Source organism: Enterococcus sp. 12C11_DIV0727 (assembly GCF_002148425.2).
GTDB classification, from domain to species: domain Bacteria; phylum Bacillota; class Bacilli; order Lactobacillales; family Enterococcaceae; genus Enterococcus_L; species Enterococcus_L lemimoniae.
The window spans coordinates 3,344,331-3,365,975 of record NZ_CP147248.1; the positions used below are offsets into that span (position 1 = coordinate 3,344,331).

Here is a 21,645-nt window from a genome sequence, read left to right on the forward strand (position 1 = left end):
TTATATATGGGTTATTGTTCAACTGTTTTAAGTGGCGGTCGAGGTATGATGAGAGGAGGAATGTTTGGCATGGGTATTCTTTGGTGGATTTTAATTGCTGTCGTAATTATTGGTGCTATTTATATTCTAAAAAATAGAACGAATCAACAAAGAGAAACAAACCATTCACCGTATCAACCAACACATTCATCCGCTTTTGACGTATTAGACGAAGAATTTGCGAAAGGAAATCTTACTGAAGAAGAATATCTGCATAAAAAAGAAGTGTTGAAGAAGTAACTAAAAACCGAGGATGAGCAAAAAGTGATGTTTACTTTTGGCTCATCCCCGGTTTTTATGGTAAAAATCTACCTGTAACTGATGTAGGATCATTTATCGCGTCAATCGGGATTCCTTCAAAAATCACTTGCCCACCTTTTTTACCAGAACTAGGGCCAAATTCAATCATCCAATCCGCCAGGCGAATCAAGTCTAAATTGTGTTCAATCACTAAAAGTGTATTATTCTTTCTAAGTAAATCATCAAATACACGTAACAATGATTGAATATCTTGGGTACTTAATCCAGTAGTGGGTTCGTCTAAAATAATTAATTTATTTTGGCAATCAAGATTACTAGCTAATTTTAAACGTTGTAATTCTCCACCAGAAAGAGTGTTTAATGTTTGCCCCAATGTGAGATATCCCAAGCCGATTTTATTGAGCCAAAACAGCCGTTTGGCAATTTTTTGTTGTGTTGAAAAGAAATGACAACTGTCTGCAACGGAGAGTTCAAGTAATTCTACAATATTTTTTCCATTGTAAGTGTATTGCAGAACGTCTTTGCGGTATTTGTTTCCATGACACGCTTCACAAATACTACGAATCGGATCAAGAAAAGCCAGTTCAGTTTCAATAAAGCCTTTACCTTTACATACAGGGCAAGCACCTTTACCATTAAAGCTAAAATAACTAGCATTAACGTGATTTTTGTTGCTATATAACTGACGAATCTCGTCAAAAAGACTGATTGAAGAGAGAACTGTTGAACGATGACTTGTACGTAGATTTTTTTGTGAAACATAAAAAATCTCTTCACCACATTGTTCTTTTAAAGCTTTTGCAAAGGAACTTTTTCCAGATCCTGCCACACCAGTAATCGCAATCAATCGTTGTTTGGGCAGTTGAACAGACAAATGCTTAACGTTATTTTTTGAAATATTCTCCACTGAAAAAAAACTATTGGCTGAGGTATTCTGACACTCTCTAGTTAAGGGTTCTTGTGAATCTTGCCGCCTAGTCCATTCTTCAAAACTGCTAACACTGACTAGCTCACCGCCATGGATACCAGCTTTAGGACCTAATTCAAAAACAGTATCTGCTAATTGGATAATAGCTGGATCATGATCGATCAATAAGACTGTGTTGCCCTTCTCTTGAATGGCGCAAAGCAACTGTCCAATCGCTTGAATATCTTGTGGATGGAGCCCTACACTAGGTTCGTCAAAAATATACATCAAATCTGCAAGGCTGCTTCCAATTGAACGAATCAGTTTGATTCGTTGTGATTCACCACCGGACAGCGTTCCTGTTTCTCGAGCCAAACTAAGATATTCTAGTCCTACCTGACAAAAATGATCCAGCTGTTGTAAGATGTTGTCCAACATTTGTTGAACACCCTCTTGAGATAAACTACGCAAAAAATCTCTTAACTCATCTAATTGCATCTCTAAACATTGACCAATATGTTTTCCTTTGATTTTGCACGATAGTGCCTGTTTGTTTAAACGATAGCCTTGGCAAACAGGACATTTTTCTTGTTTTGTGATACGTCGAATGTCAGGTAAATAACGTCGATAACTCTTGGAGGGATTTTGAATAAAAGACTGAGTGATTCTAGGAATCAGACCTGCATAGGTCGCCGATTTGTACCAACCCACATTTGGGGTTGGTGGCTTGATTTCTTCCGAATATAATAACAGGTTCATTTCTGTTTGAGTATACTCTTTCAATGGTTTGTCATTATCGAATAAACCTGAATCTACATAACGTTTCCAACGATAACTACCTGGTTCAAAGGTTGGAAAACAAATTGCTCCCTGATTTAAAGACCGCTCATAATCAAGTAACTCTTCTAAAATAAATTCAGTAGCAATCCCTAAACCCTCACAGGTTTTACACATACCAGTAGGACTATTGAAGGAAAATAAATCTGAATAGCCAACAAAGGGCTGACCAAACCGAGAGAACAGTAGACGTAAGGTTGGATTAATGTCCGTTGCTGTTCCTACAGTTGAACGAATATTATCACCTAAAGCCTTTTGATTGATGATTACAGCAGGTGAAATATTCTCAATGGAATCGACGATCGCGGCTTCCATATGAGGCATCCGATTGCGGATATAGCTCGGATAAGTTGCATTCATCTGACGTTGTGCTTCGGCCGCAATCGTATTAAAAACCAATGAAGACTTCCCCGATCCTGAAACACCAACAAAAGCATTGATTTTGTGTTTTTCGATGGTGATATCCATATTTTTTAAATTTCTTGTACGTGCGCCGCGAATTTTGATTTGACTCATGATCATTCCTCCTTTATCCTAAGTATAACGACTAAACATGACAAAAATTGTCAGTTTATAGAAAGAAGTGAGGAAAGTCAAAAAAGAAAAGCTTCTTTACGATATGCTTTGGTATGTTCAAAACAAGCAAGTATTTACGGCACAAGAATTGGCAGATGAATTTCAACTATCGATCCGTAGTGTTTATCGTTATATCTCTGATTTAGCTGATTTAGGTTTGTATGTTGAGTCGAAAAAGGGGCGTAACGGTGGTTTTAGTGTTTTGCCTAATCAGATTTTGCCGCCAGTCTTGTTTACTGAAGCGGAATTATTTTCACTGTATTTTGCGATTCAGTCACTTACTGATTACGAAGATTTTCCATTCAAAGTCAACACAATCACAGCCAAAGAAAAACTTTTGGAAGTTGTACCGAGAGAGGTGAAGCGAAAGTTACTCCAGTTATCAGATCATTTTCAGATTTCTGTCCCGAAGCAGGCTGTTTCAGCACCATTTTTAAACCAGTTGATTACCGCTTGCTTAGATCATAAGGTGTTGGTTATTCGCTATCAGTCCGTTAAACAGGTTTCACAAAAAAGCTTGGAACCCATTGGTCTATACACTAGCAATGGCTTTTGGTATTTATTTGCATTAGATCAAGAAGTCAAAGAAGCACGGCATTTTCGCATCGATCGAATCCAAACACTAAGTGTGACCAACGAAACATTTACCACCTCGATTCCACTTCAACAACGGGAAAATGAGTATCAGCCACAAGAGCCTTTAGAATTAGTTGCCGATTTAACTGAGGTTGGTGTGATGCGATGCTTAGAAAATCGTTACTTATATAAAGGGGTTCAGAAAAATAAAAAAGGACAAGGTAAATTGTCACTGACGATTGATAAGACAGATATTGCTTATACAGCTGATTTTTTTCTAGTCATTGGGAAAGAAGCAACAGTTACTGCACCAAAAGAGCTGGTAAGTCTATTAGAAGCGAAAGTAAATGAATTAAGAAAGATTTATTCATAAAAAAGGAGAAAAGTGAAAAATATGGAGTACAACGTAAGCACGACTAAAAAAGAACTTCAAGGTCTGGAGATTCAACAACTGTTAAAGAAATGTGGTATGGGTACATACACACCTGAGTTACATCAAAAAGCGTTTGAAAAAAGTCACAAAATTGTTCGGATTTTTACAAAAGATCATACTCAATTGATTGGTTGCGGACGTGTTTTATCAGATGGTTGCTATCAGGCTGCTGTCTATGATGTGGCGATTGATTCAGATTACCAAGGAACTGGGCTTGGTCGGCTGATTATGGAGAATCTGTTGGAAGGGATGGAACAGTTGAATGTGATGTTGTATGCTTCACCAGGAAAAGAGGCTTTTTATCAGAAATTTGATTTTCGTTTAGGCAAAACTGCGATGTTGAAGTTTGTGAAGGCTGATGTGATGAAAGAAAATGGACTTACGGATTAAAGAAAAAATCTATATGCATTATTTGGTACTAAAGTGGGGATTACGGAGTATGCTTGAAAGAAGATGGTTCTTTTGGATCAAACATTAAATAGTTTTGTGGCTTTGATTTTACTTGCTTATCCCATATTATCTATTCCTTCAATCATTAAATCAAAACGAGAGAATGGGAAATATTTTTCTGAGTCTCACTATTTTATTTCTAAACGTGTTGGATATGGAATTGGGATCAACATGCATAATATTTTTGGTTTTTTTACGTTACTCGCTTTAGGAGGTTTATTTTTATTGCTAAGTTTCTGAGTACAGTAACTTTAGTAACAAGAATGAATACTTATATAGCCAGACACCGATAGTTTTTATTGATTGGTGTTTTTTTTATTAGATTTACCTGATTCTGAGGGTTTTTGAGCTAATCTTTTATTCATTGTTTTCTCATTTTACTCTTCTTTTTTTAGGGATAATATATTATACTAAACTAATGGTATTTATTTATGCGATGGAGCGGAAGGTTATTACTGTGTGTTATCCAGCTCCACGGGCTAGCCTTTCGGAAAAAAGATAAAACCTGAATGTGACAAAAGACGTCACAGTCATGTTTTCCTATTTTTTCGTCGATGCTAAACGGCTCATTCAGCTTTTAAATCTATCTAGCTTCACGGGCTAGCTCCTCGGAAAAAAGATAAAACCTGAATGTGACAAAAAGCGTCACAGTCATGTTTTCCTATTTTTTCGTCGATGCTAAACGGCTCATTCAGCTTTTAAATCTATCTAGCTTCACGGGCTAGCTCCTCGGAAAAAAGATAAAACCTGAATGTGACAAAAAGCGTCACAGTCATGTTTTCCTATTTTCGTCGATGCTAAACGGCTCATTCAGCTTTTAAAATAAGGAGGATTTATGGAAAAAAAAGAGACAAAGAAAACTGGGTTATTGTTAGTAGCATTATTTTTGGGTTATACCATGGTTTACATTGATAAGCTTTCAGTGGGCTATTCACTGATTCCAATTTCAACTGAATTTGGCTTAGAGCCAGCAGCAAAAGGAATGATCATGAGTGCTTTTTTCTTAGGGTATGCCATCATGCAGATTCCAATGGGGTTAGTGATCAATAAAGTTGGTTCAAGGGTGGTCTTGATTGGTTCGGTGTTAGGAATGGGCTTGTTTTCATTTTTATTTGGTTTTGGGACTTCATTGATCATGTTTATGTCGTTGCGCTTTTTAACAGGTCTATTGGCGCATTCAGGTTATGCTTCTTCAGCAAGTAAAGAAGTCACAATGAATTTTTCGCCTGAAAAACGAACATTTGCTCAAGGGATTTTACTCTCATCCTCTGGAGTAGCAGGTTTTATCGGACCATTGGCACTGTCACCAATCATTACTAATGCAGGTTGGAAAAATGCGTATCTGATTTTAACTGCTTTAGCAGTTGCGATTGCTATTTTCTTAATTATTGCTATTCCTAGAAATGAAAAAAGGAAAGAGCAGGCGGAGGCCGTTGCAACAAAAACGGATAAAATCTCGATTTTGGTGATTTGGTCAGATATCCGGGTTTGGATTTTGTTTTTGAGTTCATTCTTCATCAATTGTCTATTGTATGGATTGTCCAGCTGGGTACCAAGTTTCCTGACTGGTGAACGAGGACTAGACTTGAATGGTGCTGCCGTGATCAGTAGTGTAGGTGGCTTATTTATGTTGATTGGTTCGATTGGTGGTAGCTATGTTGTGGGACGATTTTTCCAACACAAAGAAAAAGCAATTGTTGCTATTACAGCTATTTTAGGTGCACTTAGCGCATTTGGTTCTTATTATATTGCGAATCTTGTTTTACTATCGATCGTGATGGGGCTAGCGAACTTCTTTTTGATTATTTCATTTGTTACGATGATGAGTATTCCATTACGAATTTTTGAGGGTGCCAAGTTTGCACCAAGTTATGGAACACTGGCTACAGGAGGAATTCTGGGGGGATTTGTTTCACCAACGCTTATCGGAAAATTAGTTGAACTGTCAAATGGACAATATATTTCGACCTTTATTTTCTTTTTAGTTGTTGGGTTACTGACTGCTGTGACGATTATGTTTATTAAGCAAAAATAAGAAAAATAGAATAAGCAATATAAATAATTGATTGAGGGAAAATGGAGGAATTTTAAATGACAACTATTCAAGAAAAAATGCCACAGACAGATATGGTCAAATGGAGAAGACACTTGCATCAACATCCAGAATTATCATTTCATGAAGTAGAAACAGCTAAATATATCAAAAAAGTTCTTGCTGATTTTCCAAATCTAGAAGTCAGTTCATTGACTGAAAATAGTGTGATTGCTATTTTAAAAGGGAGTAAGCCAGGCAAAACGATTGCTTTAAGAGCAGATATCGATGCATTACCAATCGTAGAAGAAGCAGATGTAGATTTTCCGTCTGAAAATCCTGGTGTGATGCATGCGTGTGGCCATGATACGCATACTGCGATGTTGTTAGGTGCCATCAAAACGTTGACTGGTATGCAAGATAAAATCGCTGGTACAGTAAAATTTATTTTCCAACCAGCCGAAGAAGAACCGCCGGGTGGGGCTAAGTTATTGGTTGAAGCAGGCGTGATGGATGATGTAGATCAAGTTTTTGGTTTGCATATTGCACCGAATATTCCAGTTGGGATGGTGGGAACTAGAAAAGGTCCTGCTAGTGCGGCGTCTGATGTCTTTACTTTGAAAATTCAAGGAAAAGGTTCACATGGTTCAACACCTGATTTATCTGTTGACCCAATCATGATCGGTGTAGAGATCATCACTAATTTGAATAACATTGTTTCTAGAAATATTAGTCCTTTTGACAATGCCGTTATTTCAATTGGCGAATTCAATGCCGGGAAAACAGCGAATGTTATCCCTGATACAGCTAAAATCCAAGGAACAGTTCGGACGAACAATAAAGAAGTACGTGCGTTTATCCAAAAACGAATCGAAGGAATCATTGATGGCATTTGTAAGATGTATGATGCAACCTATGATCTAGATTATTTACTTGGTTATAGTGAGGTCAATAATGATAGTGACGCAACGGATATTGTGATGGCTGCAGCTGAAAAAGTTGTGGGCAAAGAACGGATGTTTGAAGCCCCTAAAATGATGGGCGGTGAAGATTTCTCTGCTTACACTGATGTGAGACCCGGTTCATTCTTTATTTTAGGTGGTGGAACAGCAGCAGAAGGCTGTGGTTATATGAATCATCATCCAAAATTTAAAATTATGGAAGAATGTTTCCCTGTTGGTGCCGGGATGCATACGCAGATTATTTTGGATATTTTAGGACAAGGATAAAAGATAAAAAGGACTTTAACGTGATAGTTAAGGTTCTTTTTATTACAAAAAAGCTAGTATTCACTTAAAAAATTTGGCAAAATAGAAGACAAGAGGATGGAAAAGGACAGGTGAAAAGAATGGTAAAGTTGATTATGATCCTGATTTTTATACTTTGTGGGATTCAGCTGTGGCGCGGGAAATGGTTATGGTTGATTGCTGGTTACAATACAGCATCTAAGCAAGAAAAAGCAACATTAAATGAAAGAGCGTTAGGCAAAGCAATGGCGGAATTCTGTTTATTTCCGTAGCTTTAATAGCCCTAACGAGCTTATTTCCAGAAATACAGTTAATAGCTATCGTTGTGATCATTGTACTTGTTGGCATGATGATCGCTTATCTCAATACTTCGCCAAGATTCAAACAATGAAGGTGTAAATAAGGAGCTGAAAAGGCATGTTTATCATTATTCTGGCGATTGTCTTATTCTTTTTTCTACTATTAAGAATAGATAAAAATAAAAACAACCAAATTAGTCCGATTGGCCAGAAAAAGAAACCAGTAAAGACACTTTCTCTAGATCAAAAAATAAAACTAGAGAAAACAATGGGAATCAAACAAATTACGTCTGTGCTCATACAAGCTAAAAAGCAGCCAATCAATCGGCTTGTTGTAGTGCTAAATAATCTAAAAGAGACGAAGTTAAAACAGTAAAATGTAATAATGAATAAAATCAGGCTATAATAGTATACAACAATTAAAATTGATACTACAAGGTGGAAGAAAAATGGACGCAAAAAATCAAAGAGTATTTGCAATGTCGTTTGCCAGTATTTACCCGTTATACATTCAAAAAGTCGAAAAAAAAGGTCGGACAAAGGCCGAAGCCGATGAAGTTATTTGTTGGCTGACAGGGTATGACGAAGTGGGATTACAGAAACAAATTGAGGATAAAGTTGATTTACAAACATTCTTTGCGCAAGCACCAGAAGTAAATCCGAATGTCTCATTGATCAAGGGCGTCATTTGTGGCTACCGTGTAGAAGAGATAGAAGATGAACTGATGCAGAAAATTCGTTATATGGATAAATTGATTGATGAACTAGCTAAAGGAAAAGCAATGGAAAAGATATTGAGAAAATAATCGATCATAATAGAATATAAAAAATAAAAACAGCTATATCAGCGTGCTTACTAGTAGTCATCTAGTCTGAAGCGATAGAGCTGTTTTTTATTTTAACAATGAACAAGCTAAAAAGAGGCCTGTAGGAAACATGCAATTGTAATCGATCATGCTAGTCTATTGTAAGTATTAGATAAGTGTGGAAAAAATAACAAATAATAATGAAAAACACTCATAAAATCATGAATATAACACGATGTAACACCAAAATTGCTTTTTAATTCTGCCCTAATATGTGATATTTAAGATAACATAAAATGGAGGGGTGGCTATGAAGAAATACATTTTTTATGATTGTCGAGGAAATCACTTGTTTGATCAAGGAAGTTCCTCAACAAAGGAAATGAGAGGGATAGAATCAAGGGCATTTGTTACGTAGTTTTTTATGTGAAATCATGAGAAAGTTTGACATATAAAAAACGTTTTGAAGGTAGGGTGACATATTATGGAGATTGGAAAATTGTTGAAAATCCGCAGAGAACAAAAGAAGTTAACACAGCAACAAGTAGCAGCTAAGTTCCATGTAACAAGGCAAACTGTTTCACGTTGGGAAAATGAAAAATCATATCCTAATATTGATACCCTGATTGAACTGAGTTCCTTTTTTGATTTTTCATTAGATGAAATTTTAAAAAGAAATGATTTGATGGTTAGTGATGAAATCAAGAGGGATGATAAATGGTTGGACAATTAGGGTTTATACTGCGATAAATCAACATCAAAGTGAGGAGGATAATAAGTTGATTGTCTTATTAGCTTTAGTAGTTGGCCAAAGACGATAATTTTATAAATAAACATAAAGAAAAAGTCTGAATGTAAGGTTGAAAAATCTTACATCCAGATCTTTTTTAGTTTAAAATTATTTAGTATATTATTTAATATCCATTTGGATGTGTCGCGTACCATTGCCAAGCACTATCAATGACCAAGTCTAAATTGGTATAGAATGGCTTCCACCCTAAAAGCTGTTCGATGTATTAATAAATAGTTGTATTCAATTCATTATAAGTATAGAGAGATTCAACACTTGGAATTATGAAATCATTCATCATTTCAATTAGAAATTCTGATTTCCGCTTTAGAAGTTCATTGTTTAATGAGCTGCTCATAACGAGGGAATATCTTATGTTAAAATAATAGCAAGGAATAAAATGATAGTTCATAAATAGAAATAAGTGAGGAAATAAAATGAATCAAACGTTGTTGGTATTACAAATGGAACAATCAGAAATTAAAAGTACAGCCGCAGCAATCAAGTACTGCTATAAAAAAATCATATTCAATCAAGAAAATCGACTAACCTATACAAAGTATCTAAGTCAGCTTCTGGAAGAGCAAACGCCTAAAGCTTTTTTAAAAACATTTAAGGAATTACGTGCTTTTTCATATGGGCCAAGTGACTGGAATTGGTTTGATATTAATGAATCAATAGGGACTAGTCTTTCCAGTAATAATTCTGCTTCATTTTGGTCGTGGCTAGTTTGTCATCCAAATGGCTATGTCAGAGAATGTGCATTGAAAAAAATGAGTATGGAATCTTTTGAAAATACGCTCCCCTTCTTACTTCTTACATTAAATGACCACGTTAAAAAAATAAGAAAACTCGCAGAACAAGCAATCATCAATAGATTTATGCAGGAAAATGAAGCAACAATTCTTTTTTCTTTCCCTTTAATCAAACGTTTAAAAGAGTTAGAGCAAAAAGAAAATTTAGACGTGTACGATCGATTAAATACCAATTTATTAAATCGGTTTAGTTTGTTAGAAAAAGCACAAGAAAGCCAGGATATCTATATTTCTAGATATGGATTTGAGTTAAGTTTTCAACTCAAAGAACAACATAGAGTACAGGTAATAAAAAATGGTCTAGGCAAAAAAGACAGAATGATTCTAAGGTGGACATTTAATGAAATACTAAAAGAAGATCAGTGGGAAAATGAGTATCTTGCTTATTTATTAAGTCATCCGCAAATGGTTATTCGAAAATTAGCATGTGAATGGTGTTACAACAACCGAATGAAAGAGGAGCGAATGATTCCCAAATTATTGGATCAAAACGTTGCAATCAACTATTTAGCGCTTAATTATGTGAAAAAACAGTTCCCTGAAATCGACTGCAGAGAATACTATCTCCAACATTTAAAGGATAATCCAATCAATGCGATTCATGGTTTAGCAATTTTGCAAGATAAGAGAGACCAAGAACGAATGTTACCACTGATCAACTCAAGAGAAAAGAAAATCAGAGTATCCGTATTGAATTGGATAGACTGTTTACCTTTTAATGAACAACTGCCAGTTTATATTGACTGTTTATCGGATCCGTCAAGGGATGTGAGAAATAAAGCAGTAGCTCAGTTGATCAAACACTATTCATTGAGTATCAAAGAGTGGTTGATCCCTCTATTTAAAGAGAAAAAAGAAACACGTTCTCAACTAAGTATTATCAACATTCTTGGTGAGGAAAGTCGTAAGGATTACTTTTACGATTTGGTTACATTATACGTGTATGCGTCAGACCAGTTAGTGAAAGATAAGATTGAACTACAGCTTGCTGGATGGATACTTAGCTGGAATCGGCGGTTCTTTTTTAAGTTTAGTTTGAAGGATAAGGTGGAGCTTGCTTATTTGATGAATAAGAATTATGAGGAATATTCGGCAAGGGTTTTGGAGGTGTTGCGGCAAGTTTTAAGAGCTAGGTAAATAGACTGAGTAATTAAAGAAAGAGTTCTCAATTGGCTCGTTTATTAACATGTTTTTCATTATGATTGATAAATAACATTACAAAAAAAAAGAGTGAAATTTTACTATAATAGTATTATTTCGCTTTTTTTTATCTATTTAGTTAATGATAAGATTGTATTATAAAACTAAAAGTTAAAAAGGAGTTTTAAAATGACGAAAATTAGCACGGACCAGGCAGGGTGTTGTAAGCAACCTTATGAATCAATTTACTAGTAGCTTATCCGATGTCTCTTTTTCACCGAAAAAATCCTTTTCCTTCTCTCAAAGTTCTGCCGCATCAGGATTGAAGAGTAGTTTAACCTTTTTATCCTCAAGTATCAGTAATTTTGAAAGCTATGCATCTAGTGTTGTACAAAAACTGATGACGATCCATCAAGCGATTGAAAAAGCGGAAAGAGGGAAAAGCTAGATGATGATTGAGGACAAGAGAAGAAAACTACGGTGGCAGGCAGATGAAACAGAAGATCGTGTGAGGGACTTGAAAGAGAAAGAAAATGAAACGACACATCTGATATAGGATATTGCTCGTTTACATCAAAGACAAAGAGAAGTCTTAAATGAAATCCTCTATTACAGCAAAGGAACGCATGCAGAATGTTCGGCAACCATCGATTTAGAGGATTTAGAACAAGAACAGCATTCAATCATGCGCCATTTCGAAGAAGGACAAGAAGAGTTACATATACTAAGCAAATCAGAACAAAGAAAACAAGAGCAGTTACAAGAAGACCTCATCCTCCTTCAACGAAAAGAAGTGGAGGAACAAGATGCCGAAAATTGATTATAGTGAATGGACTGAACTATCAAGTGAAATCACAATGCAACGCTTAAAAATCGTCAGCCAGTTTAAATCATTCAACCAAGCTCAGCAACAATTTAAAGGAGCGAAAGAATTATCTGGGACAGGTTGGGATTCTTCTATAGATTATTTTGACGGTTATACGACGATGTCAGATGCGATCTTTAACGCACTCTATGAAGTCGATGATGTAACAACTGAATATGTCTCGGCTTTTACATCTGAAGTCGGTGCCGCTGAAAATCAGTTGGATACAGACCATTTAGAACGATTAAAATCAGAATTAAGAAGCCTACAAGCTGAGAATGATATCTTGATGGAAGCAGCAGCGAAAGCGTTTGAAAATGTCCCATTTATCAATAAGTTTTTCATGGAACGAAGCATGCTTGGAAAAGCCAAAGAAATCGAGATTTTAGAAAAGTATCAAACCTTTGAAGCCGCACACGGAAGTGATTTTTCAGAGGTTCAAACAGTGATTTCTTCGATTGAACAAGGCTTAGCAGTCCTGGGAAACGCAGGCAATTTTATTGGCGGTGTCAATGGCTATAAGAAAATGTCATGGAAAGACCAAGACTGGTTTAAAACCATTCAAGCATTTAATGAGAAGAATAAAGAAGACCGCTATGAGATCGTTGTGATTCATGAAGATCATGATGGAAAACAGTTTGCGATTTATAAAAATGGAAAACTGGATGAAGGACGAACACTTGACTATAATAAGTTGTTAGCGAAACAAGATTGGGAAATGTTGAAGAAACTTGGACCTGAGACAATCAAGATGTTGCTTAATTTAGATGATGTGGAAGTTTTGTTGGATGATGGATCAAGTACTGGGCAAAAGTGAAGTCGAGTATTTTTCTTATTTTAGCAGTTACGCCCGTTGATAAGGTGAAGGATGTTATTAAAGCGGCGAAGTTGATGAAAAAAGGGGATCATTTGTTAGATGGCGTGAAGTTGACTGCCAAAGAGTTGGAAATGTTAAGGGATTTGGAAAAATCTGGTGAACGGGTTAAGATAGTGGAGAAAGGTAGTGGAGCTAAATTTCCTAATGTTGAAATTAAAAATCCTTTAGGAAAGAATATTAAGAAACACATTTCAAAACATGATTATGAATCATTTAGAAAGCAAGCAGATTATCTGACTGATAGTCAGTTAGCACAAAAATTAGAAAAAAATAGCTTTTTCAATCCTGAATGGTCTACTAATGATATGAACAAATATGTTGAAATAGCATATAATGATTTATTAACACAGGGGAAAACAGGTAAACATGTTTATGAGATTGCAGGAGAAAAGATTACTATTGTTATCAAAAATGATGGGGTTTTGGATACAGCATTTGGAAGTCACAAATTATCAGTAAGTGATTTTAGAAAGTAAAGGTGAGATATAATGATTAACATTAAGTTTAAAATTTTCACTTCCTATATTGAAGATGATGATGATCTAAAAGGTGAGTATGGGTATTTTCAATTTTGTGTGGATGATAAAACATACGGAGAGTACAGAGAAGATATTGAATTGGATATACTATCAATGAATATTTATGACTGGTTCAGTAATTTTGTTCAAGCATTTATATTGCTTAAAAATAACAATATAGTTTATATCAGTGATGTAGAGACATCGGAAATATGGATAAAGATGATAACCGATAAGGAAAATATTCAAATTAGTGAAATCTATGCGAATAAACCTGATGGAAGTCACTCAGTTGAAACAGATATAAATCTAGATGAAAAAACTAAAATATGGGAAAAAACTGTAAAAGTTCAAGATTTTCAAAAAGAGTTAGTTTTGAAAGGAGAACAATATTTATCAGAATTGAAAAAATTAAACAGCGCAACGAATGAATACATTCAAAAATTAGAGATACAATTAAAAGAAATTAAATGACAGAAACATGCTTTTCTGATAAAGAACTTATAAAAATTCGAAAATAATTGATTGTGAATTTTTCAGGTCTAATATTTATGAAAATAAATTTGTTAATGTAGCTATAAAAAACACAAATTTTCAAAAAATGTTATTTTTCAAATTCAGTATTTAGCAATATTGATTTTTCAAATGCATCTTTGGATTCTTTGTAATATATTGATTGTTACTTTAAAGAAGTAATCGGGATTGAAAGTATTATTGCAAATGGTTTAATCCTAAAAAATTCTTTGAGTAATACTTATTTAAATGACGCTGAGAATATTAGAAATTATATTATAAAGAGTGGGCTTTTTTTAATTTCCAATAAAATGTTATAATTAATTGATTTTATAATTTAGCAAAATATATAAGGACGTGTTTCAATGGAAAAAATTTCTTCTCCCATCATACGTGAGATAAAATACAATGAGAAGGATTTAGAGAAGTTTGAAGATATAATTTGCAAAGAGGAAGATACTAATAAAAAGATTCTTCTAAACTATCCAACTGTATACATTATCAATGATAAAAAAAATAATGAAAAGTTTTCTGTTTATATAGGAGAAACTGCCGATATTAAACGAAGAACTATTCAACACCTTAATATTGATCCAAAAAAACATGTTGAGTGGGAAAAACTTTCAACATCAGAAACTTCTAAAATGCTTGTAATTGGTCATAATCATTTTAATAAATCTTTGACATTAGATATAGAGAATCGATTAATGTTATACTTATCCAGTGCCGATAAAGTTGATTCTTTGTATAACCGACGTATGAATGAACAGAATGAGTATTATACATCTAATGAATTAGATTCAATTTTTTCAAAAGTATGGACTGGTTTACGTAAAATAAATAAAGATTTATTTCCAATAGAAAGAATAATTAAAGACTCTGCTATTTTTAAAGCTTCACCTTTTCACAAATTAACAGACGAGCAAATTCGTGCAAAAGATTTTATATTATTAAGAATAATGGAAGCATTAACAAGAGAAAAAAAAGGACGACTAATTTTGGTAGCTGGTGAAGCTGGATCTGGAAAAACTGTTTTAATGAGTAGTTTATTTTATGAGTTAAGCCAACTAGAACAAAATGGTGATGAAAACATCATTTATAAAGATCTGACTAGCTTTTTACTAGTTAACCATGATCAGCAATTAAAAGTATATCAGCAAATTTCAAATAAATTAGGTATTACATCTAAAAAGAAATCTAACTTAGTTAGTAAACCAACAACATTTATAAATAACCATTCACCAGAAGAACCTGTAGATGTAGTAATTGTTGATGAAGCGCATCTGCTTTGGACGCAAGGAAAACAAGCTTATAGAGGAAAAAATCAACTATATGATTTATTAGAACGTGCCAAAGTTGTTGTTGCAGTTTTCGATCCGAATCAAGTGTTAACGACAGAACAATTTTGGGAAGCTGAAGAGTTAGCTAAATTACAGCATGAAACGATTCAAAACAATAACTATATTCTTCTTGCTAATCAATTAAGAATTAATTCAGATAAACAAACGGTAGAGTGGATTCGTTCGCTAATAGATGAACAGAAAATTAATGTCATTCCTCAAGATAAAAAAGGATACGATTTACAAATCTTTGACAGTCCTGATGAATTACATAAGGCAATAAAAGAAAAAGCGAAAAATCAAAATGCAGGAATTTCAAGAGTCATTGCAACGTTTGATTGGGATTATGTTAATAAGAAAAAGCCTGAAAATGAAGACTATTGGAATGTCAAAATTAATGGTTGGTCACTTCCATGGAATTTACAGCTTCCTCAAACGAAAGAACAGAAGATAAAAAATAGAAATTTATCTTGGGCTGAACAAGAACAGACGATAGATGAAGTTGGTTCAACATTTACAGTTCAAGGATTCGATCTTAACTATGCAGGCGTTATTATTGGTCCTTCAGTAAAATATAGGAATAATAAAATTGTCTTTGATAGAGAAGGTAGCAGAAATAAGAAAGCTACTCAAAAAAGAAAATTAAAAGATAATAGCAAAGAATATTTTTCTGATACTCTGCTTAAAAACGAACTTAATGTACTCCTGACTAGGGGAGTTAATGGACTATATATTTATGCAGTTGATAAAGAGTTGCAACAAGCATTGGTAAATGCAAAAAAAGAAATGAGTGAAAATAATAATGAATGAAACTAAAAATAGTATGCAAAAGATTAAAGCGTTTCGTGATGATCGTGACTGGCGTCAGTTTCATAATGAGAAAGATTTAGCCATTTCAATTTCACTCGAAGCTTCTGAGTTGTTAGAACTATTCCAATGGAAAACATCTGAGGAAGTAAAAGCTTCAAAAATAGAAAGAATCAAAGAAGAACTTGCAGATATATTGATTTATTCATATATGCTAGCTGATAATCTTGATTTTGACATAGATGATATAATTGAAGAGAAATTATTCAAGAATAATATTAAATATCCAATTAATAAAAGTAAAGGTACAAAAAAAAAGTATACTGATTTCAATTAAGATGATAAACTAGGAACACTCTAATTAGTGAGCCTAGTTTATTTTAATTTTATGTTCTCAAAACTTCACTCGAAACCTTCCTCTCCCCATCCAACTTCCGAACCTTCTCCTCCTCAATCTCCATCAACCTTATAAACTCCTCAAAAAAAGCATGAAACAAATGCCCACAAGCATAATACTCCTTCACAACCTTTTTTTTATTAATCGGCCCTTTCCGAAACTGAAAAAAATGATCCAACACAGCAAGCGGCTCTTCCCAAGACTGCAACCGATCCAACGTATGCTGCAAATCCGTAATATCCTGATAAGGAATCACCTTTAAACTCTGACCTTCTTTTTTCATAACCCAATTCCTCCCTTTTTAAAAATACTCTTAAAACCATTAACACGAAGCGCTGAACACTATCATCCAACGCCTCATATACGTAACTCATCTATCTGCGCATTGACTCGGGCAACTATTAAACAAACCAGTGATAAAAACGACTTACAGATGATTTTTCCAAGCCTCGTGATGTTTCGATCACTTTCTTCTCAAAGCAAAACAAAAAACGCTATTGTAGTTTTCGTGAACTATCAATACCGTCATCAATCTCCTAGATAAAGCCCAAACCTTCCAAAAAATACAAAATCCCAACCAAAAGTTTCCAGACAGACTAGAAAATCCCAGTAAAATTAGGTACAATAAAAAGAGTTAGTGCTTTTGTGCTAGCAATTGGCAACTTGTATAGATAGTTTGTGCTGTCTATGCAAGGCTTCATCATGTGATTGCTGTCAGATGATGAAGTGCTTTTTTATTTTGCACCATCCCGACTGACCAAAAGGCAGAGTGGATGATGCAAAGTACAAGGTGAACGAAGTGAACGTTGTTTCCTTGTCTTATATCTATAATTGATCATTTGCTTTACTTTGAACGAAACCTCCTTTCACCAGATTTGTAGAATAGAAAAAAACGATATCAGGTAACCTCACCCAATATCGTTTACAATAGTCCAAAGAATCATCTACCACTTATTTAAAGTAACCTAAAGAGAATCCAAGAAACCTATAGAAAAATAGGCAAACTTTAGGTACAATGAAAGAAGCTAGTACATGTTGCTAGCACTATTGGCAACTTGTTTGGGCAGTTTGTGCTGTCATTACAAGGCTTCAAATGCTTGGTTGCTGCCAGGCTTTGAAGTGCCAATTTATTTTTATATTCAGATTTGAACAGTTCATGTTGATATGAACTGTTTTTTATTGGACATCACAGCGATTGCTTGAAGAGCTGATGATACGCAATACTTAGCGACTGAAGAGAGAGAAGTTTCCCTCGTTCTATTCTACCTCTTAAGTATATCCGAAAAGACTACGAACACGCAACATAATTTTTCTTACAAATACGATTAAATAACACTCAAAATCGCTCCCTTATATATAAGGAAAAATAACAAAAAAATTTTTTAAAATCAAAAATCATAGCAATGATTTAAGGAATAAAATGTACCGACTTATAGTCGTTTTATCGATATTTATTGTCTTGAATTATTTACTTTTAAGGTTTGATGTGATAATGTTGGTTAAAAATAAGAAAAATTATATGGTCAGGAATCAATACTATTTAAGTCTGAAAAGGATTAATCATGAAAAAATTGAGTATCGTTACAACCTTTTTAATCTTGTTGATTATTTTTGTAGGGTGTTCAAAGAACATAGAGGAGAATGATACAAACATGAAAAGTGGAGAAAGTTTTGCACACATACGTCATTTAATAGGAACTATAACCGCTATTAGGGAAGAATCACTTATTGTGAATACAGCAACAGAAATAAGTTCTAAACAAACATCTGATGATCTAGATATTCCTAAAGGAAGTGAAATTTACATTTTTATTCCTTTTAAAGAGATTCGAGAGGATGTTTTGAAAAAGGTAAAAACGAATGAGAAGGTAAGAATTTCATATTCTAATATAGCTATAACAAATGGCGTTTATACGTTAACGATTGTAGAAGATAGTCAAATTACGAAAGAAAACTAAACTAGATAGGGATAGTAGGAACTAAGAAATGAAAGGCTACTATTATTTAAATGAGTGACAATTGATTTACTTTAATACGAAACAAAAAACTGTACAAGTAGCGTATGTAGAATTCGCTACTTGTACAGTTTTCTATGTGCTAAAACATCAAATCCGTTTATAAATAATCGGTCTATCAAATCCAAACACTCGTTTATCACCATTAAACAGTTCCTCTTTTATGACCAATGCCTCATCAGATAGCTCTTGCTTTAAGATAAACGCTGTTGTTTTTGTAAACATGCTATGTGATTCGCCAGTAAACGTACCATCATGTTCCGTATAATGCAATGGCTCAAATTTGTCAGATTCTGAGAGATCAGAAAAATCAATGTCTTTTAGTGTATCAAATTTCGCATTCATTAATTCTTTTGGCACAGTGATTGATTTTAATACTACATCACCAGATTCATCCGTTGAAAACAGAAAAATATCTGATTTGAATTTCTCCTTATTTTTCAACGTATAGTAACTTTCTTCATGCAAAAATACCCCATCGAAATCCTTTGGACGATTCACAATCAGATCATTTAGAAGCGTATTATTGTGAATTGCAAAAGGAAACTGCGCTTGTTCCTCTTCCGATAGAGACTGAAACTGCTCACTATTATCGAAACGTCCACTTAATAATTGAATAACCTTCTTTAAATTTTCCATATAATTCACTCAGCTTTCTTTATACTTGCCATTATAGAATCATTCCTTCTTTTCTATTTTATCAAAACAGTGAAAGAGAAAAAAGAGACGAGAAAATAATTAAAATAAATCTATACTCTTGTTTTAAAATTTCTTTCCTTATAAAGGTTGATACATCTCATTTTAACGTAACGAACGTTCTATTTTTAAGTTGAAATCCTATCATCCGCACTTAAAATTGTCAATTTCTTTTTTAAGTGGTGGTGTTTTTGCCTTGGTAAATGGCGGGCGAGTAAATCCTTCCATTATTTTCTTTCCGTACACGTAGTTAATTTTTATTTAATATAATAAATGTATTGTTTTAAAATAATTGAAATTAATATATTTTGTGATATATTTAAGCTTATTCTTATTTAGAAAGGCTGAAATGAATGAAAAAAATTTCTACAATTATATTGATCAGTTTTTTGTTGCTATCTAACAGTATAGAAGCAATGGCAGAAGAATTTAGTGGTGAAAAAGAACAAACTCAGTTACCTGCTGATCCGAGTATAGAAATAACTGATTCCACAGAAAACTTCAATGATATACAAGAAAACGAAAAAAATGAGGAGACTAGTGATGATCAGTTTTTGTCAGATCAAGTCAACTACAATGCTGATAATAATATTTTAAAAGATACAGACACTGCTACTCGTAGTCTAGGTGGAGTAACGGGAAGATGGTTCGTTATCAATGGACAAAACATGTTTTTCAGTCCTACAATAAATGTAGTGAAAGACAGTATTGCCCCAATTTCATTTTCTAAAATAATTTCTCAAAATTCTGGTTCAAGTATAAATTTTTCTGAAACAATTATATTTTCAGATACAATAGCTATACAGTCTCTACCAGAAGTGACAGTCCCCACCAACACTACATATTCTATTGAATATTCAGTAGATAAATCAACTTTTGATAGTATACCACCTACTGATATTACTCAATTAAAAGGAATAAAAGTAACATTTTCTAAAATGGCATCCTCAGAACGTGTTGAAATAAAAAATACAGCCACGGTTGTCTGGGAGAATACAAAATCAGGAATAAATGAATTAGCACAATTCTTTGAAGACGGTCGTCTAAACAGTACAGTCTCTTTTGATAGTTACCGTATGGTTACAGCGGTTTATGTAGATGAGCTTGGTAATTATCTAATAGACCCAAAAGTGCTATATGGAGAGTTAGGACAAGATTATACTACTTCTGAAGTAATAATTCCCAACTATAAATTAATATCATTTCCTCAAAATGCAACAGGTAAATTTTTAGATGAAGATCAAGTCGTAACTTATATGTACGAAAGAATAGATGGAGCACCTGTTATTGTTAATTACACTGATACTGAAGGAAATGAGCTAGCCCCAAGTGAAACGTTGACTGGTAAAGTTGGTTTATCATATGAAACACTTGCTAAAAATATTTCTGGTTGGACATTAACAGAGGTACCAGAGAATGCCAAAGGAACCTTTAGTGAAAAAGCACAGACCGTTACGTATGTGTATGATCGATCGGAAGCAAGTCCAATAACTGTTCAGTATGTTGATACTGAAGGGAATGAATTAGTTCCAAGTGAAGTCTTGACTGGCAAAGTAAGTTTACCATATGAAACAGCTGCTAAGACTATTTCTGGTTGGACATTAACAGAGGTACCAGAGAATGCCAAAGGAACCTTTAGTGAAAAAGCACAGACCGTTACGTATGTGTATGATCGATCGGAAGCAAGTCCAATAACTGTTCAGTATGTTGATACTGAAGGGAATGAGTTAGTTCCAAGTGAAGTCTTGACTGGCAAAGTAAGTTTACCATATGAAACAACTGCTAAGACTATTTCTGGTTGGACATTAACAGAGGTACCAGAGAATGCCAAAGGAACCTTTAGTGAAAAAGCACAGACCGTTACGTATGTGTATGATCGATCGGAAGCAAGTCCAATAACTGTTCAGTATGTTGATACTGAAGGGAATGAGTTAGTTCCAAGTGAAGTCTTGACTGGCAAAGTAAGTTTACCATATGAAACAGCTGCTAAGACTATTTCTGGTTGGACATTAACACAGGTACCAAAGAATGCCAAAGGAATCTTTAGTGAAAAAGTACAGACCGTTATGTATGTGTATAAGAAAGAAAAGGAAGCTATAAAAACTCCTAATGACGGTATTTCAGATAAAAATAGCACATCTAAAAACCTAAGTAGTGTGTCTACTCAACAAAAAAAGGATAGTCATAAACTACCACTTATGGGAGAAAGAATAACTTCATTAAGTACAGTAGGAGTTATCGGGCTACTATTATTCTCAATTTTTTATTTCTATAAAAGAAAATCAAACATATAAAAGTACAATCAATCATAAAAATAAACGCTAAGGAGTAAAATTCTTAGTGTTTATTTTTATGATTCAAGTCTATGAACGACTATACTTCCCGAAAAATAGCAAAGAGATACATTAT

23 protein-coding genes are annotated in these 21,645 nt (G+C 34.0%); 20 read left to right on the plus strand and 3 right to left on the minus strand.

Features of this window, described 5'->3' with window-relative positions:
* The first annotated feature begins 6 nt into the window (after positions 1 to 6).
* Complete coding sequence (locus A5866_RS15925) at positions 7 to 279, plus strand: SHOCT domain-containing protein (RefSeq protein ID WP_086280696.1); 273 nt, start codon at positions 7 to 9, stop codon at positions 277 to 279.
* Positions 280 to 334: 55 nt separating this feature from the next.
* Here the strand turns inward: A5866_RS15925 and A5866_RS15930 are convergent, their stop codons facing one another.
* Positions 335 to 2,560, minus strand: coding sequence for an ATP-binding cassette domain-containing protein (locus tag A5866_RS15930; protein ID WP_086444852.1), 2,226 nt, complete (start codon positions 2,558 to 2,560; stop codon positions 335 to 337).
* Between the two features lie 67 nt (positions 2,561 to 2,627).
* Between A5866_RS15930 and A5866_RS15935 the strand changes: the two genes are divergently transcribed.
* From A5866_RS15935 to A5866_RS16010, 17 genes are all read left to right on the plus strand, one after another.
* Positions 2,628 to 3,569, plus strand: a complete 942-nt coding sequence (locus A5866_RS15935; RefSeq protein WP_140335139.1) for a helix-turn-helix transcriptional regulator — start codon at positions 2,628 to 2,630, stop codon at positions 3,567 to 3,569.
* A 21-nt stretch (positions 3,570 to 3,590) separates the two neighbouring features.
* Positions 3,591 to 4,019 (plus strand): GNAT family N-acetyltransferase, encoded by a 429-nt coding sequence (locus tag A5866_RS15940; RefSeq protein WP_086444850.1) that lies wholly within the window; start codon positions 3,591 to 3,593, stop codon positions 4,017 to 4,019.
* A 72-nt stretch (positions 4,020 to 4,091) separates the two neighbouring features.
* The gene (locus tag A5866_RS15945; protein WP_086280709.1) at positions 4,092 to 4,319 is read left to right on the plus strand and encodes a hypothetical protein; all 228 of its coding nucleotides are present in this window, start codon (positions 4,092 to 4,094) and stop codon (positions 4,317 to 4,319) included.
* 595 nt (positions 4,320 to 4,914) lie between these two features.
* On the plus strand, positions 4,915 to 6,114 hold the full coding sequence (locus A5866_RS15950) for an MFS transporter (RefSeq protein ID WP_086280713.1): 1,200 nt from the start codon (positions 4,915 to 4,917) through the stop codon (positions 6,112 to 6,114).
* Positions 6,115 to 6,170: 56 nt separating this feature from the next.
* Entirely contained in the window at positions 6,171 to 7,340 is a 1,170-nt protein-coding gene (locus A5866_RS15955) for an amidohydrolase (RefSeq protein ID WP_086444849.1), read from the plus strand.
* Between the two features lie 119 nt (positions 7,341 to 7,459).
* Complete coding sequence (locus A5866_RS15960; protein WP_140335167.1) at positions 7,460 to 7,630, plus strand: DUF3784 domain-containing protein; 171 nt, start codon at positions 7,460 to 7,462, stop codon at positions 7,628 to 7,630.
* Positions 7,631 to 7,775: 145 nt separating this feature from the next.
* Complete coding sequence (locus A5866_RS15965) at positions 7,776 to 8,033, plus strand: hypothetical protein (protein WP_086444848.1); 258 nt, start codon at positions 7,776 to 7,778, stop codon at positions 8,031 to 8,033.
* A 73-nt stretch (positions 8,034 to 8,106) separates the two neighbouring features.
* Positions 8,107 to 8,463, plus strand: a complete 357-nt coding sequence (locus A5866_RS15970; protein WP_086444847.1) for a DUF2200 domain-containing protein — start codon at positions 8,107 to 8,109, stop codon at positions 8,461 to 8,463.
* 484 nt (positions 8,464 to 8,947) lie between these two features.
* Positions 8,948 to 9,196 (plus strand): helix-turn-helix transcriptional regulator, encoded by a 249-nt coding sequence (locus A5866_RS15975; RefSeq protein ID WP_086280723.1) that lies wholly within the window; start codon positions 8,948 to 8,950, stop codon positions 9,194 to 9,196.
* Between the two features lie 494 nt (positions 9,197 to 9,690).
* On the plus strand, positions 9,691 to 11,205 hold the full coding sequence (locus tag A5866_RS15980; RefSeq protein WP_086444846.1) for a hypothetical protein: 1,515 nt from the start codon (positions 9,691 to 9,693) through the stop codon (positions 11,203 to 11,205).
* 238 nt (positions 11,206 to 11,443) lie between these two features.
* Entirely contained in the window at positions 11,444 to 11,656 is a 213-nt protein-coding gene (locus A5866_RS15985) for a DUF3130 domain-containing protein (RefSeq protein WP_086444845.1), read from the plus strand.
* A 358-nt stretch (positions 11,657 to 12,014) separates the two neighbouring features.
* The gene (locus A5866_RS15990) at positions 12,015 to 12,890 is read left to right on the plus strand and encodes a T7SS effector LXG polymorphic toxin (protein ID WP_086444844.1); all 876 of its coding nucleotides are present in this window, start codon (positions 12,015 to 12,017) and stop codon (positions 12,888 to 12,890) included.
* 74 nt (positions 12,891 to 12,964) lie between these two features.
* Complete coding sequence (locus A5866_RS15995; protein WP_140335138.1) at positions 12,965 to 13,426, plus strand: hypothetical protein; 462 nt, start codon at positions 12,965 to 12,967, stop codon at positions 13,424 to 13,426.
* A 12-nt stretch (positions 13,427 to 13,438) separates the two neighbouring features.
* The gene (locus A5866_RS16000) at positions 13,439 to 13,942 is read left to right on the plus strand and encodes a hypothetical protein (protein WP_339099691.1); all 504 of its coding nucleotides are present in this window, start codon (positions 13,439 to 13,441) and stop codon (positions 13,940 to 13,942) included.
* Between the two features lie 116 nt (positions 13,943 to 14,058).
* Positions 14,059 to 14,136, plus strand: a complete 78-nt coding sequence (locus tag A5866_RS17095; RefSeq protein WP_422389676.1) for a pentapeptide repeat-containing protein — start codon at positions 14,059 to 14,061, stop codon at positions 14,134 to 14,136.
* Between the two features lie 210 nt (positions 14,137 to 14,346).
* The gene (locus tag A5866_RS16005) at positions 14,347 to 16,131 is read left to right on the plus strand and encodes a DUF2075 domain-containing protein (protein WP_339099692.1); all 1,785 of its coding nucleotides are present in this window, start codon (positions 14,347 to 14,349) and stop codon (positions 16,129 to 16,131) included.
* Positions 16,124 to 16,465: a nucleotide pyrophosphohydrolase gene (locus tag A5866_RS16010; RefSeq protein WP_339099693.1), complete on the plus strand. Its 342-nt coding sequence runs from the start codon at positions 16,124 to 16,126 to the stop codon at positions 16,463 to 16,465. The genes A5866_RS16005 and A5866_RS16010 overlap by 8 nt, the downstream gene beginning before the upstream one ends.
* A 49-nt stretch (positions 16,466 to 16,514) precedes the next feature.
* Here the strand turns inward: A5866_RS16010 and A5866_RS16015 are convergent, their stop codons facing one another.
* Positions 16,515 to 16,808 (minus strand): hypothetical protein, encoded by a 294-nt coding sequence (locus A5866_RS16015; RefSeq protein WP_086444841.1) that lies wholly within the window; start codon positions 16,806 to 16,808, stop codon positions 16,515 to 16,517.
* Between the two features lie 1,369 nt (positions 16,809 to 18,177).
* Between A5866_RS16015 and A5866_RS16020 the strand changes: the two genes are divergently transcribed.
* Positions 18,178 to 18,483 carry a hypothetical protein gene (locus A5866_RS16020; RefSeq protein ID WP_339099694.1) on the plus strand — a complete coding sequence of 102 codons (306 nt, stop codon included), beginning with the start codon at positions 18,178 to 18,180 and terminating at the stop codon, positions 18,481 to 18,483.
* A gap of 147 nt (positions 18,484 to 18,630) precedes the next feature.
* On the opposite strand, the gene A5866_RS16025 is transcribed toward A5866_RS16020, so the two are convergent.
* Positions 18,631 to 19,179 carry a hypothetical protein gene (locus A5866_RS16025; protein ID WP_339099695.1) on the minus strand — a complete coding sequence of 183 codons (549 nt, stop codon included), beginning with the start codon at positions 19,177 to 19,179 and terminating at the stop codon, positions 18,631 to 18,633.
* A 410-nt stretch (positions 19,180 to 19,589) separates the two neighbouring features.
* On the opposite strand from A5866_RS16025, the gene A5866_RS16030 reads away from it, so the two are divergent.
* Entirely contained in the window at positions 19,590 to 21,530 is a 1,941-nt protein-coding gene (locus A5866_RS16030) for a MucBP domain-containing protein (protein WP_339099696.1), read from the plus strand.
* The last annotated feature ends 115 nt before the right edge of the window (positions 21,531 to 21,645 follow it).

Coding starts and splice junctions, on each gene's coding strand:
- A5866_RS15925 (WP_086280696.1), top strand. CDS start 7: ATGGGTTATTGTTCAACTGTTTTAAGTGGCGGTCGAGGTATGATGAGA.
- A5866_RS15930 (WP_086444852.1), bottom strand. CDS start 2,560: ATGAGTCAAATCAAAATTCGCGGCGCACGTACAAGAAATTTAAAAAAT.
- A5866_RS15940 (WP_086444850.1), top strand. CDS start 3,591: ATGGAGTACAACGTAAGCACGACTAAAAAAGAACTTCAAGGTCTGGAG.
- A5866_RS15950 (WP_086280713.1), top strand. CDS start 4,915: ATGGAAAAAAAAGAGACAAAGAAAACTGGGTTATTGTTAGTAGCATTA.
- A5866_RS15955 (WP_086444849.1), top strand. CDS start 6,171: ATGACAACTATTCAAGAAAAAATGCCACAGACAGATATGGTCAAATGG.
- A5866_RS15960 (WP_140335167.1), top strand. CDS start 7,460: ATGGTAAAGTTGATTATGATCCTGATTTTTATACTTTGTGGGATTCAG.
- A5866_RS15965 (WP_086444848.1), top strand. CDS start 7,776: ATGTTTATCATTATTCTGGCGATTGTCTTATTCTTTTTTCTACTATTA.
- A5866_RS15970 (WP_086444847.1), top strand. CDS start 8,107: ATGGACGCAAAAAATCAAAGAGTATTTGCAATGTCGTTTGCCAGTATT.
- A5866_RS15975 (WP_086280723.1), top strand. CDS start 8,948: ATGGAGATTGGAAAATTGTTGAAAATCCGCAGAGAACAAAAGAAGTTA.
- A5866_RS15980 (WP_086444846.1), top strand. CDS start 9,691: ATGAATCAAACGTTGTTGGTATTACAAATGGAACAATCAGAAATTAAA.
- A5866_RS15985 (WP_086444845.1), top strand. CDS start 11,444: ATGAATCAATTTACTAGTAGCTTATCCGATGTCTCTTTTTCACCGAAA.
- A5866_RS15990 (WP_086444844.1), top strand. CDS start 12,015: ATGCCGAAAATTGATTATAGTGAATGGACTGAACTATCAAGTGAAATC.
- A5866_RS15995 (WP_140335138.1), top strand. CDS start 12,965: ATGAAAAAAGGGGATCATTTGTTAGATGGCGTGAAGTTGACTGCCAAA.
- A5866_RS16000 (WP_339099691.1), top strand. CDS start 13,439: ATGATTAACATTAAGTTTAAAATTTTCACTTCCTATATTGAAGATGAT.
- A5866_RS16005 (WP_339099692.1), top strand. CDS start 14,347: ATGGAAAAAATTTCTTCTCCCATCATACGTGAGATAAAATACAATGAG.
- A5866_RS16010 (WP_339099693.1), top strand. CDS start 16,124: ATGAATGAAACTAAAAATAGTATGCAAAAGATTAAAGCGTTTCGTGAT.
- A5866_RS16015 (WP_086444841.1), bottom strand. CDS start 16,808: ATGAAAAAAGAAGGTCAGAGTTTAAAGGTGATTCCTTATCAGGATATT.
- A5866_RS16020 (WP_339099694.1), top strand. CDS start 18,178: ATGAAAAGTGGAGAAAGTTTTGCACACATACGTCATTTAATAGGAACT.
- A5866_RS16025 (WP_339099695.1), bottom strand. CDS start 19,179: ATGGAAAATTTAAAGAAGGTTATTCAATTATTAAGTGGACGTTTCGAT.
- A5866_RS16030 (WP_339099696.1), top strand. CDS start 19,590: ATGAAAAAAATTTCTACAATTATATTGATCAGTTTTTTGTTGCTATCT.